At 66.7% G+C, this 18703-nt stretch carries 17 protein-coding genes; 2 read left to right on the top strand and 15 right to left on the bottom strand.

Features of this window, described 5'->3' with window-relative positions:
* The first annotated feature begins 89 nt into the window (after positions 1–89).
* Positions 90–1433 carry a bifunctional UDP-N-acetylglucosamine diphosphorylase/glucosamine-1-phosphate N-acetyltransferase GlmU gene (glmU, locus tag JHW48_RS06425; RefSeq protein ID WP_119885376.1) on the top strand — a complete coding sequence of 448 codons (1344 nt, stop codon included), beginning with the start codon at positions 90–92 and terminating at the stop codon, positions 1431–1433.
* Positions 1433–3250, top strand: coding sequence for a glutamine--fructose-6-phosphate transaminase (isomerizing) (gene glmS / locus JHW48_RS06420; RefSeq protein ID WP_119885375.1), 1818 nt, complete (start codon positions 1433–1435; stop codon positions 3248–3250). The genes glmU and glmS overlap by 1 nt, the downstream gene beginning before the upstream one ends.
* A gap of 27 nt (positions 3251–3277) precedes the next feature.
* On the opposite strand, the gene trmB is transcribed toward glmS, so the two are convergent.
* The 15 genes from trmB to JHW48_RS06345 all read right to left on the bottom strand — a co-directional run bounded on the left by trmB (position 3278) and on the right by JHW48_RS06345 (position 18651).
* Complete coding sequence (gene trmB / locus JHW48_RS06415; protein ID WP_119885374.1) at positions 3278–3991, bottom strand: tRNA (guanosine(46)-N7)-methyltransferase TrmB; 714 nt, start codon at positions 3989–3991, stop codon at positions 3278–3280.
* Positions 3992–4186: 195 nt separating this feature from the next.
* Positions 4187–5863, bottom strand: coding sequence for a ribonuclease J (locus tag JHW48_RS06410; protein ID WP_119885373.1), 1677 nt, complete (start codon positions 5861–5863; stop codon positions 4187–4189).
* Positions 5856–6635 carry a type III pantothenate kinase gene (locus JHW48_RS06405; RefSeq protein WP_119885372.1) on the bottom strand — a complete coding sequence of 260 codons (780 nt, stop codon included), beginning with the start codon at positions 6633–6635 and terminating at the stop codon, positions 5856–5858. Before JHW48_RS06405 ends, JHW48_RS06410 begins: the two co-directional genes overlap by 8 nt.
* Positions 6636–6638: 3 nt before the next feature.
* The gene (locus tag JHW48_RS06400) at positions 6639–7397 is read right to left on the bottom strand and encodes a biotin--[acetyl-CoA-carboxylase] ligase (protein ID WP_240637735.1); all 759 of its coding nucleotides are present in this window, start codon (positions 7395–7397) and stop codon (positions 6639–6641) included.
* 1 nt (position 7398) lies between these two features.
* Positions 7399–8853 (bottom strand): NADH-quinone oxidoreductase subunit NuoN, encoded by a 1455-nt coding sequence (gene nuoN / locus JHW48_RS06395; protein WP_119885398.1) that lies wholly within the window; start codon positions 8851–8853, stop codon positions 7399–7401.
* Positions 8854–8863: 10 nt separating this feature from the next.
* Entirely contained in the window at positions 8864–10417 is a 1554-nt protein-coding gene (locus tag JHW48_RS06390; RefSeq protein WP_119885370.1) for an NADH-quinone oxidoreductase subunit M, read from the bottom strand.
* A 1-nt stretch (position 10418) separates the two neighbouring features.
* Positions 10419–12551, bottom strand: a complete 2133-nt coding sequence (gene nuoL / locus JHW48_RS06385; RefSeq protein ID WP_119885369.1) for an NADH-quinone oxidoreductase subunit L — start codon at positions 12549–12551, stop codon at positions 10419–10421.
* 6 nt (positions 12552–12557) lie between these two features.
* Positions 12558–12863, bottom strand: coding sequence for an NADH-quinone oxidoreductase subunit NuoK (gene nuoK, locus JHW48_RS06380; RefSeq protein ID WP_119885368.1), 306 nt, complete (start codon positions 12861–12863; stop codon positions 12558–12560).
* A 55-nt stretch (positions 12864–12918) separates the two neighbouring features.
* Positions 12919–13521 (bottom strand): NADH-quinone oxidoreductase subunit J, encoded by a 603-nt coding sequence (locus JHW48_RS06375; protein ID WP_119885367.1) that lies wholly within the window; start codon positions 13519–13521, stop codon positions 12919–12921.
* Positions 13518–13931: a carboxymuconolactone decarboxylase family protein gene (locus JHW48_RS06370; RefSeq protein ID WP_119885366.1), complete on the bottom strand. Its 414-nt coding sequence runs from the start codon at positions 13929–13931 to the stop codon at positions 13518–13520. The genes JHW48_RS06375 and JHW48_RS06370 overlap by 4 nt, the downstream gene beginning before the upstream one ends.
* On the bottom strand, positions 13928–14419 hold the full coding sequence (gene nuoI / locus JHW48_RS06365; protein ID WP_119885365.1) for an NADH-quinone oxidoreductase subunit NuoI: 492 nt from the start codon (positions 14417–14419) through the stop codon (positions 13928–13930). The genes JHW48_RS06370 and nuoI overlap by 4 nt, the downstream gene beginning before the upstream one ends.
* Positions 14420–14422: 3 nt before the next feature.
* Positions 14423–15454 (bottom strand): NADH-quinone oxidoreductase subunit NuoH, encoded by a 1032-nt coding sequence (gene nuoH / locus JHW48_RS06360; protein ID WP_119885364.1) that lies wholly within the window; start codon positions 15452–15454, stop codon positions 14423–14425.
* A 16-nt stretch (positions 15455–15470) separates the two neighbouring features.
* Positions 15471–16220 carry a hypothetical protein gene (locus JHW48_RS06355; RefSeq protein WP_119885363.1) on the bottom strand — a complete coding sequence of 250 codons (750 nt, stop codon included), beginning with the start codon at positions 16218–16220 and terminating at the stop codon, positions 15471–15473.
* A gap of 5 nt (positions 16221–16225) precedes the next feature.
* Positions 16226–18238, bottom strand: a complete 2013-nt coding sequence (gene nuoG, locus JHW48_RS06350) for an NADH-quinone oxidoreductase subunit NuoG (RefSeq protein ID WP_119885362.1) — start codon at positions 18236–18238, stop codon at positions 16226–16228.
* 11 nt (positions 18239–18249) lie between these two features.
* Entirely contained in the window at positions 18250–18651 is a 402-nt protein-coding gene (locus JHW48_RS06345; protein ID WP_119885361.1) for a DUF5333 domain-containing protein, read from the bottom strand.
* Positions 18652–18703: the final 52 nt, after the last annotated feature.

Genomic DNA, 18703 nt, shown 5'->3' with positions numbered 1-18703 from the left:
CACCAAAGGTGACCGGCGCGGGTCTTTCCCCCGCGGCCTTCCCCGATTAGAACGCCGCTGAACAAAAGCAAACAGGCGACGAGGGCGGCATGGCGGAAAACGCGACGGCGGTGGTGATTCTGGCGGCGGGACAGGGCAGCCGGATGCAGTCCGACCTGCCCAAGGTGCTGCACCGGCTTGGCGGCGCGCCGCTGGTGGGCCATGCCTTGCGCGCGGCCCGCAGCCTGGAGCCCGAACAGATCGTGGTGGTGACCGGCCACGGATCCGATGCGGTGACCCGCGCCGTGGCCCGGCTGGACCCCGAGGCCGCCACCGTCCTGCAGGCCGAACAGCTGGGCACCGGCCATGCGGTGCGCCAAGCCATGCCCGTGCTGGAGGGCTTCGGCGGCCGCGTCATCGTGCTTTACGGCGACACCCCCTTCATCGCCGAGGACACGCTGGCCGAACTGGCCGCGCATCCCTCGGACCTGGTGGTGCTGGGCTTCGAGGCCGAGGATCCGGGCCGCTATGGCCGGCTGATCGTGAACGACCGCGGGCTGGACCGGATCGTCGAATGGAAGGATGCCGATGCCGCGACCCGCGACATCGCCCTGTGCAATTCCGGGGTCATGGCGATCGATGCCGACCTGCTGCGCGCGCTGATCGGGCGGCTGTCCAACGACAATGCGGCGGGCGAATACTATCTGACCGACCTGCCCGCCCTGGCCCGCGCCGAAGGCCGCCGCTGCGACGTGGTGATCTGCGCCGAGGCCGAGACCCTGGGCATCAACACCCGCGCCGAGCTGGCCGGCGCCGAGGCCGCCTTCCAGGCCCGCGCCCGCGCTGCCCTGATGGCCCAGGGCGTGACCCTGACCGATCCCGGCAGCGTCTTTCTGGCGCTGGACACGGTAATCGGCCGCGATGCGGTGATCGGGCCGAACGTGGTCTTCGGCCCCGGCGTCACCGTCGAATCGGGGGCCGAGATTCTGCCCTTCTGCCATCTGGAGGGCTGCCATGTCAGCGAAGGCGCGACCGTCGGCCCATTCGCCCGGCTGCGCCCCGGCGCGGAACTGGGCGCGGATGTCCATGTCGGCAATTTCGTCGAGATCAAGAACGCCGTCCTGGACGAGGGCGTCAAGGTCGGCCACCTGACCTATCTGGGCGATGCGCAGGTGGGCGAACACACGAATATCGGCGCGGGCACCATCACCTGCAATTATGACGGCGTCTCGAAGCACCGCACGGTGATCGGACCGCGGGCCTTCATCGGCAGCGACACGATGCTGGTGGCCCCGGTCACGGTCGGCGCGGATGCCATGACCGGATCGGGCAGCACCATCACCGAGGACGTGCCCGACGGTGCCTTGGCCATCGGCCGCGCCCGTCAGGCGACGAAACCCGGCCTCGCGACCCGCCTGATGGCGGCGCTGCGCGCCAAGAAGGAGGCCCGCTGATGTGCGGCATCATTGGAATTCTGGGCAATCACGAGGTCTCGCCCCAGCTGGTCGATGCGCTCAAGCGCCTGGAATATCGAGGCTATGACAGCGCGGGCGTGGCGACGGTGGATGCCTCGGGGCGGCTGGACCGCAGGCGCGCGGTGGGCAAGCTGGTGAACCTGTCGGATGCGCTGGTCCATGACCCCCTGCCCGGCCATGCGGGCATCGGCCATACGCGTTGGGCGACCCATGGCGCGGCGACGCAGGTGAACGCCCATCCCCACCGGTCCGGCCCCGTCGCGGTCGTCCATAACGGCATCATCGAGAATTTCCGCGAGCTGCGGGCCGAGCTGGCCGAGCTGGGCGTCGCGCCCGAATCGGATACCGATACCGAGACGGTGGCGCTCTGGACCGCGCATCACCTGGATCAGGGCATGACGCCCTTGGAGGCCGCCCGTGCGACACTGGCCCGGCTGCAGGGCGCCTTCGCGCTGGCCTTCCTGTTCGACGGCGAGGGCGACATGCTGATCGCCGCCCGCAAGGGCAGCCCGCTGGCCATCGGCCATGGCACGGGCGAGATGTTCCTGGGATCCGACGCCGTCGCCTTGGCCCCCTTCACCGACCAGATCACCTATCTGGAGGATGGCGACCACGCCCTGCTGACCCGCACAGGCATGCAGGTCTGGGACGCCGAGGGCCAGCAGACGCACCGCCCCGTCAGCCGCATCGACGTGGGCGCGACGGTCGTGGACAAGGGCGGCTATCGCCATTTCATGGCCAAGGAGATCGCCGAGCAGCCCGCCGTGATCGGCGACGTTCTGACCCATTACGTCAAGGGCGACCGGATCGTGCTGCCCGAGGGGCTGGATTTCGCCGCGCTGGACCGGGTGACCTTGGTCGGCTGCGGCACGGCGCATCTGGCGGGCCATGTCGCGAAATACTGGTTCGAGCAGCTGGCGGGCCTGCCCTGCGACATCGACGTGGCCTCCGAGTTCCGCTATCGCGAGCCGCCCCTGTCGGATCGCAGCCTGTTCGTCGCGATCAGCCAGTCGGGCGAGACGGCGGACACGCTGGCCGCGCTGCATTACGCGCGGGGCCGGGTGGCGCGGACATTGGGGCTGGTGAATGTGGGAACCTCGGCAATCGCGCGGGATGCGGACATGGCCCTGCCCACCCGTGCGGGGATCGAGGTCAGCGTGGCCTCCTCCAAGGCCTTCACCTGTCAGTTGGCGGTCCTTGCCGTGCTGGCGCTGAAGGCCGCGCATGACCGGGGCCGGATCGACGATGCCGCGCTGGCCGCCCATCTGCGCGACCTGCGCGCGGTGCCCGCACTGCTGTCGCAGGCGCTGGCCCTGTCGGATGAATGCCGGGTGCAGGCCGAATGGCTGGCCCAGGCCCGCGACGTCCTCTATCTGGGGCGCGGGGCGCTTTATCCCGTGGCACTGGAGGGCGCGCTGAAGCTCAAGGAGCTCAGCTACATCCATGCCGAGGGCTATGCCTCGGGCGAGCTGAAGCACGGCCCCATCGCGCTGATCGACGGCGACGTGCCGGTGGTGGTGCTGGCGCCGCATGACGCGCTGTTCGACAAGACCATCTCGAACATGCAGGAGGTGATGGCCCGGCATGGCCGCGTGCTGCTGATCTCGGACACGGCGGGGATCGCGGCGGCGGGCGAAGGGGTGACGGCCAGCCTGGCGCTGCCCCAAGGTGGCGGGGTGTTCCAGCCGATCCTCTATGCGGTGCCCATGCAGTATCTGGCCTATCACACCGCGGTGGCCAAGGGCACGGATGTGGACCAGCCCCGGAACCTGGCGAAATCGGTGACGGTAGAATGAGGAAAAGGCCCGCACTGCGGGCCTTTTTCATGTCCGGCGGAAGGTCACGTAATGGGGCGCGCGGCCTTCACGCAGGGCCTTCTGCTCGTACCGGGTGCTGATCCAGTCGTCCCAGGCCTCGGCCGTGTCACCGATCGTCTCGAAGCCTGCGGGGGGCACCTGCTCGCGCGTCTGGCGGATATAGTCGGGAATGTCGCTGGCTACGCGGAAGATGCCGCCCGGCTGCATCACCCGCGCCAAAGGCAGCAGATGCTCGGGCGTGACGAAGCGGCGACGGTGATGGCGCGCCTTGGGCCAGGGATCGGGATACATCAGGAAGGCGCGCTGGATGCTGGCATCGGGCAGCACGTCCATCAGGTCGCGCGCGTCGCCGGGATGGACGCTGACATTGTCGACCCCGGCGGCACGGATCTTGCCCAGCAGCATGGCGACGCCGTTGATGAAGGGCTCGCAGCCGATGATGTTGATGCCGGGATAGGTGGCGGCCATGTGGACCATGTGCTCGCCCCCGCCGAAGCCGACCTCCAACCAGACCGGATTGGCATTGCCGAAGATCGCCTGCGGATCGACCGGGTGGCGGTCGGGATTGTCCTGTAGCGTGATGCCCCGGGGGCGCAGCTCGCCCAGATCCTCGGACAGATAGCCCTTCTGGCTCTGCCGCAGGGTCTTGCCATGACGGCGGCCATAGAAATTCCGCCGCGGCGGATTCGGATCGAAGACGGTGTCGGCTTTGTCGCTCATGCGCGGGCATTGCCGCATGACGGGCGCGGTTTCAAGACCCAAGCGCCGATTTGCGTCCCGCGATGGCCGGGGGGGTTGGCACCCCCCCCCCGGACCCCCTGCCTGAAGGGCGTCGCGCGACGGGCCGCCCCTTGCCCTGCAGAGGGGGGTCCGGGGGGCTGGCCCCCCGGCCGTCGCGGGACGCAACCAGCGGCGTCAGTCGGCCATCAGGCGGCTGATGATGACGGTGACCTCGGGCTTCTTGCCGATCTCCTCCATCGCCACCTGACGGGTGATCTTGCGGATCGCCTCGTCCAGCTTGCCGTCGTCGCGGACCGTGCGGCCATCCGCGCGCTCCAGGAACTCGGACAGCTCGGATTCGATCTGGCCCGACAGCTCGCCGCCCGACCGGGTGCGGGTGGGCAGGCCCATCAGCTCGACCCAGGCATCGGGCAGGACGTTGTCGTCCTCGTCCACGATCACGCTGATCATCGCATGCCCGTTCAGCGCCATGCGGATGCGGTCACGGACCACACCGTCCATCGCACCGATCAGCTGGTTGCCGTCCAGATAGAGCCGCCCGGTCTCGACATGATCCACGACCTTGGGCTTGTCGCCGGTCAGGTCCAGCATCGTGCCGTTCGTCACCACCTCGGCGGTCATCCCCTTGGCGCGGGCCAGCAGCGCATGCTCGCGCAGATGCAGATGCTCGCCATGCATCGGGATCACGACGCGCGGCTTCAGCAGGTCATGCATCGCCTCGATATCGGGGCGGTTCGCATGGCCCGACACGTGATAGAGGCCGTCATCGGCATCCCACACATCGACCCCGGATTCGCTCAGTGCGTTCATGATCCGGCCGACCGACTTCTCGTTGCCCGGAATGGTCTTGGAGCTGAAGAGGAAGCTGTCCCCCTCCTGCAGCGACAGCCCCAGATAGCGGCCGCGCGACAGCTGCGCGCTGGCGGCGCGGCGTTCGCCCTGGCTGCCGGTGACCAGCAGCATGACCTTGTTGCGGGGCAGCTTGGCCGCCTCCTCTGGGCCTATCGTCTCGGGGAAATCCTTCAGGATGCCCGTGTCGAAGCCCACGCTGACCATGCGCCGCATCGCCCGGCCCAACAGGCAGATCTTGCGACCCGAGGCGCGGGCCGCATCGGCCAGTGTCTTCAGCCGCGCGATGTTGCTGGCGAAGGTCGTGGCGACGACCAAGTTCTTCTGCGCCATCACCCATTCCAGGATTGGCGTGGCCAGCACGGCCTCGGACCGGCCGGGATGGGTCGAGAAGATGTTCGTGCTGTCGCAGGCCAGGATCTTGACGCCCTTGCCCTCGGCGGCGATCTCGGACAGGCCGATCGCGTCGAAGGCGTCGCCCACGACCGGGGTCACGTCCATCTTGAAATCGCCCGTATGCACGATCCGGCCCGCGGGGCTGTCGATGATCAGCGCGCTGCTTTCCGGGATCGAATGGCTGATCGGCATGAACTGGACCGAGAACGGCCCGGCCTTGACGATCTCGGGGCGCGGCTCGACGATGGTAACGGCCTCGGCGGGCAGGCCGTGCTCCTCCATCTTCAGGCGCACCAGCGTGCCGGTGAAGCGGCGCGCATAGATCGGCACATCCAGCCGCTTCCACAGATGCGCGATGGCGCCGATATGATCCTCGTGGCCATGGGTGACGAAGATCGCCTCCAGCCGGTGGCGGTTCTTTTCCAGCCAGGTCAGGTCGGGCATGATCAGGTCGATCCCCGGGCTGCCCTCCATGTCGCCGAAGGTCACGCCCAGATCCACCAGGATCAGGCGTTCCTTGCCCGGCGCGCCATGCCCATAGACATAGGCGTTCATTCCAATTTCACCCGCGCCGCCCAGGGGCAGGTAGATCAGGCGCTCAGCCATCTCCGGTCTCCTTGTTATAGTCGTGTATGAGCCGCAGCCCGTGCATCGTCAGATCGTCTTCAATCGCGTCGAACAGGTCGAAGCCCTGATCGAACAATGGCGCAAGCCCGCCAGTGGCTATCACTTTCATCGGGCGGTCGCGCTCGGCGCGGATCTTGTCCACGATACCGTCGACCAACCCCACATATCCCCAGAACACGCCGGACTGGATACATGCAACTGTATTCGTGCCGATCACCGTCGCCGGCATCGTCACATCGACATGAGGCAGCGACGCCGCCCCCATATGCAGCGCCTCCAGCGACAGGTTCACGCCCGGCGCGATGACACCGCCGATATAGGCGCCGTCGCGATCCACCACGTCGAAGGTCGTGGCCGTGCCGAAATCCACCACGATCAGGTCCGGCCCGTGCCGGTCATAGGCGCCCACCGTGTTCACCAGCCGGTCGGGTCCCACCGTGGTCCCTGGATCGACCCGCGGCGGCATCGGCAGCAGGCAATCGGGCTTGCCCACGACCAAGGGCCGCGTGTCGAAATAGCGGTTGCACAGCACCCGCAGGTTGAAGACCACGCGCGGCGCGGTGGCGCTGATGATGCAGGCGTCGATCTGCAATTCGAATTTCTGGACGGCGATCAGCGTGGACAGCCAGACGTAATATTCATCCGCCGTGCGCCGGTGATCGGTACGGATGCGCCAATGGGCCAGGAACCGCGTCCCGTCCCAGATCGAGAAGACCGTGTTCGTGTTGCCGGTATCGATGCAGAGCAGCATGCCTCAGCCCCCGAAATGGATGTCGGCGGCGGGGATCGCCTGCACACCGCGCGGCGTGCGCAGAATCAGCGCGCCGCTGTCATCGATGCCGTCGAAGATCCCCGTGACCTCGGCCGTGCCGGTCCGCGCGGTGATCGTGTCACCAAGCCGCGCCGCGCGGGCCAGCCACGCCTGGCGGATCGGCGCGAAGCCCATGGTCGCGGCCTGGTCGTGCCAACGGGCGAAGGCCGGGGCCAAGGCGTCCAGCATCTCGTCGGGGGTGACGGTCAGGCCGGTCTCCTGCGCCAGGCTGACGGGACGCAGGGCACCGGGTTCGACCTGATTGGGCTGGGGCGCCTCGGCCAGGTTGATGCCGATGCCGATGGCCAAGGTGGTGACACGCTGGCCCGCGCCGCTGCTCTCCAGCAGGATGCCCGACAACTTGCCGCCGTTCAGCAGCACGTCATTGGGCCATTTCAGCGCCACGTTCAGCGCAGGCCCACACAGGTCGCGCAGCGCGTCATGCACCGCCAAGGCCGCCACGAAGGACAGCCGCGCCACATCCGCCGCCAGCCCATCGGGGCGCAGGACCAGCGTGGCCGCGAAATTTCCGGGGGGGTCGGTCCAGGCGCGCCCGCGACGGCCGCGCCCGGCCTCCTGCCGCCGGGCCATGATCCAGGCCGGCCCGGTCAGGGACGGGGCCAGGCGGAAGGCCTCGGCATTGGTGCTGTCCACGCGGTCCAGGACGTGGCGCGCCACGCCCCGGGGCCAGGGCGCGGTCAGGTCAGTCACCCGCAACCGGGGTGACCAGCGACTGCGCGGCGACGGCGGCGGCATCATCCATGCCCAGAAGCGTGATCGAACCCAAGAGCAGCGCAAAGGCCGGCACGATCAGCGCGGCATATTGCACCCCGCCCATGCGGCTGGTCATGCCCTCGGTCTCGGCGCCGAAATACATGTAATAGACGATGCGCAGGTAATAGAAGGCACCGATCACCGAGGCGATCACGCCCGCCACGGCCAGCCAGGCCATGCCGCCATCGACCGCAGCCGTCAGCACGCCGTATTTCGCCCAGAAGCCGACCAGCGGCGGCACGCCCGCCAGGCTGAACATCAACAGCAGGACGGCCATCGCCTTCAGCGGCTCGACGCTGGCAAAGCGGTTCAGGCTGGTCAGGTCGGTGATCGGGCGGCCGTCACGCTCCATCGACAGGATGAAGGCGAAGGTGCCCACGTTCATCACCGCATAGATCGCCATGTAGATCAGCATGGACTGCACGCCCAGCACCGTCCCCGCGGCCAGGCCCACCAGCGCGAAGCCCATATGCGCGATCGAGGAATAGGCCATCAGGCGCTTGACGTTGCGCTGCCCGATCCCGGCGATCGAGCCGAGGAACATCGACATCACCGCCAGCGCCGCGATGATCTGGGTCCAGTCGGCGGTCACGTTGCCGAAGGCGTCGAACATCAGCCGCGCGATCAGCGCCATGGCCGCGATCTTGGGCGCAGTCGCGAGGAAAGCCGTCACCGGCGAGGGCGAGCCTTCATAGACGTCGGGCGTCCACATGTGGAACGGCACGGCCGAGACCTTGAAGGCCAGACCCACCAGCAGGAAGACCAGACCGAACAGCAGCCCCATCGGCAGGTTGTCCGCCTGCACCGCCTGGACGATGCCGCCGAACTGGGTCGTGCCGGCGAAACCATAGACCAGCGACGCGCCATAGAGCAGCAGGCCCGAGCTGAGCGCACCCAGCACGAAATATTTCAAGCCGGCCTCGGAGGATTTCACGCTCTCGCGCCGCATGGCGGCCACGACATAGAGCGACAGGGATTGCAGCTCCAGCCCCATATAGAGGGTCAGCAGGTCGCCCGCCGACACCATCATCATCATCCCGAGCGAGGCCAGCACGATCAGGATCGGGTATTCGAAGCGCATCAACCCGTGGCGGTCCATGTAATCCGCGCTCATGGCCAGGACGGCGGCGCCCGATAGCAGGATCACCACCTTGGCGAAGCGCGCGAAGGCGTCGTCGTTGAACATGCCGAAGAAGGACAGCGCCTGCGGACGGTCGGTCAGGCCCAGATAGGCCCCCGCCACCAGCAGCGCCGCCACGCTGGCCCAGAGGATCGGACGCGCGATCACGTCCTTGCCCAGATAGGCCCCGGCCATCAGCGCCGACAGCGCGAAGATCGCCAGCCAAAGCTCGGGCAGGATGGTGGAGAAAGCGATTCCGGTCATCATGCGGTCCTCAATGGCTGACGGCGGCTTGCGCCAGGTCGTCTTCGACGGCCTCGACAGGCAGCGCGTCGTGGAAGTTCACCAGAAGCGCCTCGACCGAGGGGCCGGTGATGTCGGTGACCAGCCGCGGATAGACGCCCAGGATCAGCGTCATCGCGATCAGCGGCGCGAAGATCCAGCGTTCGCGCGGGGTCATGTCGGTGATGGTCCGCAGGCTTTCCTTGATCAGCGCGCCCATGGTCACCCGGCGATAGAGCCAGAGCGCATAGCCCGCCGACAGGATCACGCCCGTACAGGCCACGAAGGCCACCCAGGTATTGGCACGGAACGCCCCCATCAGGGTCAGGAACTCACCCACGAAGCCCGAGGTGCCGGGCAGGCCGACATTGGCCATGGTGAAGAACATGAAGACCAGCGCATAGACCGGCATCCGGTTCACCAGCCCGCCATAGGCGTCGATCTCGCGCGTGTGCATGCGGTCATAGATGACGCCCACACACAAGAACAGCGCCCCCGAGATGAAGCCGTGCGACAGCATCTGGAAGATCGCCCCGTCCAGCCCCTGCTGGTTGGCGGCGAAGATGCCCATGGTCACGTAACCCATATGGGCGACCGACGAATAGGCGATCAGCTTCTTCATGTCCGACTGCGCCAGCGCCACCAGCGAGGTATAGACGATGGCGATGGCCGACAGCCACAGCACGAAGGGCTGCATCAGGTCGGACGCCACCGGGAACATCGGCAGCGAGAAGCGCAGGAAGCCGTAGCCGCCCATCTTCAGCAGCACGGCCGCCAGCACGACCGAACCGGCGGTCGGTGCCTGCACGTGCGCATCGGGCAACCAGGTATGGACCGGCCACATCGGCATCTTGACCGCGAAGCTGGCAAAGAAGGCCAGGAACAGCAGCGTCTGCATGCCGCCCACGATCGTGAAGCCCATGATCGCCATGCTCTGCGACGGGAAGTCGAAGGCCAGCAGTTCCGCGATGTCGGTCGTGCCCGCCGTGCGCGCCATCGCGATCATCGCCACCAGCATCAGCACCGAGCCGATGAAGGTATAGAGGAAGAACTTGAACGCCGCATAGATGCGGTTCTTGCCGCCCCAGATGCCGATGATCAGGAACATCGGGATCAGGCCCGCCTCGAAGAACAGGTAGAACAGGATCAGGTCAAGGGCCGCGAAGACGCCGACCATCAGCCCCTCCAGCACCAGGAAGGCGATCATGTATTCCTTGACCCGCACCTTCACGTCCCAGCAGGACAGGATGGTCAGCGGCATCAGGAAGGTGGTCAGCATGATGAACAGGATCGAGATCCCGTCCACGCCCATCCGATAGCGCAGGCCCATGATCCAGGCGTGATCCTCGACGAACTGGAAGCCGGTATTCGAGGAATCGAAGCCCGCCAGCAGGAAGAGCGAGATCAGGAAGGTTGCGCTGGTCGCGATCAGCGCCAGCCATTTGGCGTTCTTCTGCGAGGCGGCATCGTCGCCGCGCAGGAACAGGGCCATGATCCCCGCCGCGACGATCGGCAGGAAGGTGATGATCGAAAGAAGGTTCGTCATGTTATTGCGCGCCCCGCATCATCACCCAGATCAGCAAGCCCACGATGCCAAGGACCATCGCGAAGGCATAATGGAACAGATAGCCCGACTGCACCCGACCGGCGAACCGCGTCAGCCGCGGGATGATTCCCAAGGCCAGCCCGTTGATGGCGCCGTCGATAACGGCTCCGTCACCGCCCGTCCACAGCTTGCGGCCGATCCAGCGCGCCGGACGCACGAAGATCGCGTCATAGGCCTGGTCGAAATACCACTTGTTCAGCAGGAACAGATAGAGCCCCCGCTGCTGCGCGGCCAGCTGTGCGGGCCATTCGGGGCGGCGGATATACATCATGTAGGCCAGCCCCAGCCCCAGCAGCATCGCCACGAAGGGCGAGACCTTGACCCAGTTCGGCACGTAATGGGCGTCATGCATCACATGATTGTCCGGGCGCATGTAGATCGCGCCGGGCGTGACGGTGAAGGCCTCGACCTCGGCCGGGTCGGCGGCGGCACCGGCGGCGGCATGGAGCGCGCCGCCCTCGGGCTCGGCGGCCGGGGCCTCGGCCACGCTGCCGTCCAGCGCGGTGCCGGTGCCCGCGGCGGCGGCGCCGTCCTCGGCGTGATGGGTGGCGGCGGCCTCGATCCCGAAGAAGCGGGTGACGCCGTCCTCCTCGAAGAAGCTGTTATACCAGATCATCCCTGCGAAGATCGACCCGAAGGCCAGCACGGCCAGGGGCGCGGTCATCACGCGCGGGCTTTCATGCGCATGGTCATGCGCGTGATGATCGCCCCGCGGCGTGCCGAAGAAGGTCATGAACATCAGCCGCCAGGAATAGAAGCTCGTCATCAGCGCGGCGATCACCAGCATCCAGAAGGCGAAGGTGCTGCCGACATAGGCGCTCTCGATCACGGCATCCTTGGACAGGAAGCCCGCAAAGCCGATATGGGTCAGCGGGATGCCCACCCCGGTGATGGCCAGCGTGCCGATCATCATCATCCAGAAGGTGAAGGGAATCTTTTTGCGCAGCCCGCCGTAATTGCGCATGTCCTGTTCGTGATGCATCGCATGGATCACCGAGCCCGCGCCCAGAAACAGCATCGCCTTGAAGAAGGCATGGGTGAACAGGTGGAACATCGCCACCGAATAGACGCCCACGCCGGCGGCCACGAACATGTAGCCCAGCTGCGAACAGGTGGAATAGGCGATGACGCGCTTGATGTCGTTCTGCACCAGGCCCACGGTCGCGGCGAAGAAGGCCGTCAGCGCGCCGATGACCACGATGAACATCTTGGCCTCGGGCGCGAATTCGTAAAGCGGCGACATCCGCGCCACCAGGAAGACGCCCGCCGTGACCATGGTCGCGGCATGGATCAGCGCGGACACAGGCGTCGGCCCCTCCATCGCGTCGGGCAGCCAGGTATGCAGGAAGAGCTGCGCCGACTTGCCCATCGCGCCGATGAACAGCAGGATCGCCAAGACGTTGGCCGCGTTCCAGTCGCGCCACAGGAAGGTCATCTCGGTCTGGGCCAGCATCGGGACCTGGGCGAAGATCTCGTCGAACTGGATCGATCCGGTCAGCCACCAGATCCCGAAGATGCCCAGCAGAAAGCCGAAATCGCCCACGCGGTTGACGATGAAGGCCTTCATGGCCGCCGCGCCCGCCGACTGTTTCTTGAAGTAGAAGCCGATCAGCAGATAGGAGGCGACGCCCACCCCTTCCCAGCCAAAGAACATCTGCAGCAGGTTGTCCGCCGTCACCAGCATCAGCATCGAGAAGGTGAAGAAGGACAGATAGGCGAAGAACCGCGCCCGATAGGGCTCGTCATCGCCGAAATTCTCGTCATGGGCCATGTAGCCGAACGAATACAGGTGAACCAGCGCCGAGACCGAGGTGATCACGATCAGCATGATCGCGGTCAGCCGGTCCAGCCGGATCGCCCATGCGCTGGTGAAATCGCCCGAGACGATCCAGTCCATGACCGGGATCGACTGGACCGGGCCGTCCAGCGTCAGGAAGATCACCCAGGACAGGGCGGCGGCGGCGAACAGGATCGCGGTGGTCAGCACCTGCGCGCCCCGCTCGCCGATCAGGCGCCAGCCGAAGCCGGCGATCAGCGCCCCCAGAAGGGGCGCGAACAGGATGAATTGCGCCATGACCGCTTACCCCTTCATCACGTTGATGTCTTCGACCGCGATCGTGCCGCGGTTGCGGAAGAACACGACCAGGATCGCCAGGCCGATCGCGGCCTCGGCGGCGGCGACGGTCAGGATGAACAGCGTGAAGATCTGCCCGCCCAGATCGCCCAGCTGGGCCGAAAAGGCGACGAAGTTGATGTTCACCGCCAGCAGCATCAGCTCGATCGACATCAGGATGACGATGACGTTCTTGCGGTTCACGAAGATGCCGAAGATCCCGGTGACGAAAAGGATCGCCCCCACGACCAGGTAATGTGTCAATCCGATCATCTGTTCAGTCCCTCCGGGTCGTGCGCCCGTTGAAATTCGTTGCGGGGGCGGGCCGTCAGAGGCCCTGCCCCGGCTTCACGTCGCGCAGCTGCATGGCCTTGGCCGGGTCGCGATGCATCTGGCGGATCACGTCCTGGCGCTTGACGTTGCTGCGATGGCGCATGGTCAGGGTGATCGCCCCGATCATCGCGACCAGCAGGATCAGGCCCGCGATCTGGAACGGCAGGATATAGCGGTCATAAAGCACCAGGCCGATCGAATTGGTGTTCAGCGCCCCCGTGGCCACCGGCACCTGGCGCAGCGTGGCCGACTGGTCGCTGCTTTCCCACGCGCCGAAGGCGATGGCCAGCTGGGCCAGCAGGATCACCGCGATCAGTCCCGCCAGCGGCAGATAGCGCGCGAATTCGCCCTTCAGCTTGGCGAAATCCACATCCAGCATCATCACCACAAAGAGGAACAGCACCGCGACCGCGCCCACATAGACGATGATCAGCAGCATGGCGACGAATTCCGCCCCCAGCAGCACAAAGAGTCCCGCCCCCGACAGGAAGGCCAGGATCAGCCACAGCACCGAATGGACCGGGTTGCGCGAGATCACCACCATGAAGCCCGCCACGCAGACCGAGATGGCGAACAGATAGAAGGCGAAGGTCATCATGACGGTTGGCTCCCCTCGGTTTCGGTGAATACGCCCTGGGCGATCTCCAGGGCCTTCTGCATGGCGGGAAGACCGGCGAACATGCCCATCTGATAGATGACCTCGGCGATCTCGCGCGGGGTGGCACCGGCCTCGATGGCGTGGCGGATGGTCAGGCGCAGCTGCGGTTCCGCCATCGCGCCCTGGACCGTCATCGCCGCGACGGTCACCAGCAGGCGCGTGCGCGCGTCCAGGCCGTCACGGTTGAAGGTCTTGCCGAACCACATCTCCAGCATGTCGGCGGGCATGGTCGGGAACATTTTCTCGAAGGCGCGCATGTCGAAATGCTCCAGCGCGGGATTGAAGGCCCGCGCCATTTCCTGCCCCTGGGCAAGCATCTGCTGGAACATCTGCCGGAACGGATCGGTCATCTGTAGGGCGCGTCGATGGCAAGGTTGCGGGCGATCTGGGCTTCCCACCGGGCGCCGTTATCCAACAGCTTTTCCTTGTCGTAGAACAGCTCCTCGCGCGTTTCGGTCGCGAATTCGAAATTCGGCCCCTCGACAATGGCATCGACCGGGCAGGCCTCCTGGCAGAAGCCGCAATAGATGCATTTCGTCATGTCGATGTCATAGCGCGTCGTGCGGCGCGAGCCGTCGTCGCGCGGTTCGGCATCGATGGTGATGGCCTGGGCGGGGCAGATCGCCTCGCACAGCTTGCAGGCGATGCAGCGTTCCTCGCCATTGGGATAGCGGCGCAGCGCATGTTCGCCCCGGAAGCGCGGCGACAGCGGGCCCTTTTCATGGGGATAGTTGATCGTGGCCTTGGGCGCGAAGAAATAGCGCAGCCCCAGGCCGAAACCTTTGATGAAATCCACCATCAGGAAGTACTTGGTGGCGCGGACGACGTCGAATGCCATCTCTTACACTCCTGCCCAACGGGCCCAGACGGTGCCCATCACTTCGAATTTCGCAAGGAAGGCGACCAGCACGACCCAGGCCAGCGACAAGGGCAGGAAGACCTTCCAACCGATGCGCATCAGCTGGTCGTAGCGGTAGCGCGGGACGATGGCCTTCACCATGGCGAACATGAAGAACCAGAAGACCATCTTGAGGAACATCCAGATCGCCCCGTCCGGCAGGCCCGGGATAGGCGACAGCCAGCCGCCGAAGAACAGCAGGCTGATCAGCGCGCACATCAGCCACATGGCGATGTATTCGCCGGCCATGAACAGCAGATAGGGGGTCGAGGAATATTCGGTCATGAAGCCCGCGACCAGTTCGGATTCGGCCTCGGGCAGGTCGAAGGGCGGGCGGTTGGTCTCGGCCAGGGCCGAGACGAAGAACAGCACGACCATCGGCAGGTGCGGCAGCCAGAACCAGGACAGCATGCCCGCCCCGCGCTGCGCCTCGACGATCGCGGTCAGGTTCATCGAACCGGCCGAGATGATCACCCCGATGATGATCAGCCCCAGGCTGACCTCATAGGAAATCATCTGCGCGGCCGAGCGCAGCGAGCCCAGGAACGGGAATTTCGAGTTCGACGCCCAGCCCCCCATGATCACGCCGTAAACCTCCAGCGAGGAGACGGCGAAGATGAAGAGGATGCCCACATTGATGTCGGCCATCACCCAGCCCGGCGCGAAGGGGATCGCCACGAAGGCCAGCAGTGCCAGCGTCATCGACAGGAAGGGCGCCAGGAAGAAGACGAACTTGTCGGCGCCGGCGGGGACGACGATCTCCTTGACGACGAATTTCAGCGCATCCGCGAAGGTCTGCAGGATGCCCCAGGGGCCGACCACGTTCGGGCCGCGGCGCATCTGCACCGCCGCCCAGATCTTGCGGTCGCCATAGACCATGTAGACCAGCGACAGCATCACGAAGGCGATGATCGCCAGGCCCTGCGCCAGCAGGATCAGCGCGATGCCCCAGGAAGATGTCCAGAATTCAGCCATTGCCTGTCCCTTTGCCCTACGCCGCGGGAATGCCGCGTGCCCTGCATTCGCGCAGGGTCTCATCCGTTTCCATCACCCGCAGCCCCATCGGCCTGCTATCCGACAACAGGAAGGCCGATCCGATCAGCAGCTTGCCGTTCCGTTCCGCCGACAAGGTGCGGATGTGGCGGCCATAGGGGCTTCCATTGTCCTTGGCCCACCCGGCCAATGCGCAGGTGGCATACGAGAACGCCAGATCGGCGTCCACCCCCCGACGAAGATTGGCGGTCACCTCGACAATATCGGCACGGCTGCCACGGTTCAGCGGCTCGACCTTGGCGGCGATGAAGGTCTCGGGGTCGATCTCCTGGCCCGCGACGGCCTTGGGCAACGCAGGCTGGCTGCGCGCGGCGAATGCCGCCAGCGCCTGTTCCTGCGCCGAGGGCCTGCGCGGGCGGTTCGCCGCGACGATGCCGCCGAAATCCAGGTCCAGATTCGCGTTCAGCGCGGCCAGATCGGCCTCGGTCACGCGGAAGGCGTCGCGCCCGCCGGGGCTGTCCAGATCCATCGTGGTGACGGATCCGTCCTCCTCCAGAATCAGGATCTCGCCCGAGCGGGTCGAGATTCGCGCCTGGCCCAGCCCCTTGGTCCCGGCCACGCGGGCCGTCACCTGGTCGGGCTTGGCGCGCGGCCGGTCACTGGGCGGCTCGGCCGTCTGGCAGGCGGCCACGGTCAGGCCCGCCCCCAGAACGGCGGCCCGGCTAAGCTGGCGCAGCACCCCCGCCATGGCGCCTATTCCGCGGCCAGCGCGGGCGCGTGGCGCGCCGCGGCCATGCGCGACAAATCCCCCATCAGCGGCGAGCAGCGCGCGATCGGGTTGGTCAGGTAGAAATCGCGGATCGGGTTCACGAAATCCGCCCGGCCCAGTTCGGCGCGCGGCAGCGGCTGCCAGTCCGATTCGGCGATCTGGTCGATGCGGGCCAGATGCGGCACGGCCTCGACCAGCTTGCGGCGCAGCTGGGCGATGCTGTCCCACGGCAGGGTCTGGCCCAGTTCGGCCGACAGGGCGCGCAGGATGGCCCAGTTCTCCTTGGCCTCGCCCGGCGCGAAATTGGCGCGCATGGCCAGCTGGGGACGGCCCTCGGTGTTCACGAAGAGGCCCATCTCCTCGGTATAGCAGGCGGCGGGCAGGATGATGTCGGCGCGATGCGCGCCCCGGTCGCCATGGCTGCCCTGATAGATCACCGTCGCGCCCGGCGCGATCTCGACCTCGTCGGCGCCCAGGTTGAAGATGACATCGGCCCCCTCGATCGCGGCGCCGAGCCCGCCTTCGGTGACCGCGCCCACATCCATCGCCCCCACGCGGCCCGCGGCCAGGTGCAGGACCAGCAGGCGCGCGCCGGTCGCCTCGGCCAGGGCCTGCGCCTCGGCCAGGACGGCGGCGCCGTCGGCCTCGCGCAGCGCGCCCTGTCCGACGATGACCAGGCCCGGTTTGTCCTGGGCCTCGGCCTCGTCCAGCAGGCGCGACAGGGCGGCGCGATCCGCCCCGGCATGGTGATAGTCATAGGTCAGGTCCGCGGCGGCCCCCACCAGCGTCACCTGCGCGCCGCGCGCCCAGGCCCGGCGGATGCGGGCATTCAGCACCGGCGCCTCATCGCGCGGGTTGGTCCCGATCAGCACGATCCGCGCCGCATCGTCGATATCCGCGATGGCGGCATTGCCGACATAGCCCGAGCGGTTGCCCGCCGGCAGATGCGCGCCGTCGGTGCGGCATTCGACCGACCCGCCCAGAGCCTCGATCAGGGTCTTCAGGCTGAAGGCCGATTCGACCGAGGCCAGGTCGCCGACCAGCCCCGCGACCTTGCCGCCCCGCATCGCGGCGGCGGCGGCCGACAGGGCCTCGGGCCAGCTGGCGGGACGCAGGCGGCCGTTCTCGCGCAGATAGGGCTGGTCCAGGCGCTGGCGGCGCAGCCCGTCCCAGACAAAGCGCGTCTTGTCGCTGATCCATTCCTCGTTCACGCCGTCATGGTTGCGCGGCAGGATGCGCATGACCTCGCGCCCCTTGGTGTCCACGCGGATCGCGCTGCCAAGCGCGTCCATCACGTCGATGGTCTCGGTCTTGGTCAGCTCCCACGGGCGGGCGGTGAAGGCATAGGGTTTCGACACCAGCGCCCCCACCGGGCAGAGGTCGATGATGTTGCCCTGCAGGTTCGAGGCCAGCGTCTGGTTCAGATAGGAGGTGATCTCGCTGTCCTCGCCGCGGCCGGTTTGGCCCATCTGGGTGATGCCCGCGACCTCGGTCGTGAAGCGCACGCAGCGGGTGCAGCTGATGCAGCGCGTCATGTGGGTTTCCACCAGCGGCCCCAGGTTCAGCTCCTCCGAGGCGCGCTTGGGTTCGCGATAGCGACTGAAATCGACGCCGTAAGCCATCGCCTGGTCCTGCAGATCGCATTCGCCTCCTTGGTCGCAGATCGGGCAGTCCAGCGGATGGTTGATCAGCAGGAACTCCATCACGCCTTCGCGGGCCTTCTTGACCATCGGGCTGTTGGTGCGGATCTCGGACGGCGCGCCCTCCGGGCCGGGGCGCAGGTCCTTGACCTGCATCGCGCAGGAGGCTGCGGGCTTGGGCGGGCCGCCCACCACCTCGACCAGGCACATGCGGCAATTGCCCGCGATGGACAGGCGCTCGTGATAGCAGAACCGCGGGATCTCGATCCCGGCCTGCTCGCAGGCCTGGATCAGGGTCAGGTTGGGATCGACCTCGATATCCTTGCCGTCGATCCTGATTGTCCGCAGTTCTGCCATGACTGACTTCCTTATCTGGCGTTCAGCAGCGATCCGGCGACCGTCTGCCGTGCGATTTCGTCCCGCCCGAGGCGGCAAAAGGTTTCCGGCTGCCCGTTCACGACGCCGTTCTCGACCATGTAGCGGTCGGCCTGGCGATAGATCCGCTGACGCTCCTCGCGGCTGTCGAGGAAGGCGTCGATCTCGGCATCGCTATAGCCCTGCTGCTGGGCGTGGCGCTTCAGCGCGCGGGCCTCGGATAAGGCGCGCACCAGCCGCGCGTCGATGCTGGGGCAGCCCCGGCGCAGCACGTCGGCCACGCGGGCCTGGACCAGCCGGTCGTTGATGTAGTCGTTCTGGTTCAAGGGCTCGCGCGCAAGCGCCGGGCCCGACAGCAGCGCCAGGGCCAGGGCGGCGAAAAGAGGGCGTTTCATGGCATTGTCCTTTCGGTGATCATGTGTCCCCACATAATCACCGGCGCGGGCC

It is taken from the genome of Paracoccus aestuarii (assembly GCF_028553885.1).
GTDB lineage: Bacteria > Pseudomonadota > Alphaproteobacteria > Rhodobacterales > Rhodobacteraceae > Paracoccus > Paracoccus aestuarii.
The sequence above is the reverse complement of the archived record's forward strand: the minus strand, read 5'-3'. Positions and strand labels throughout refer to the sequence as shown.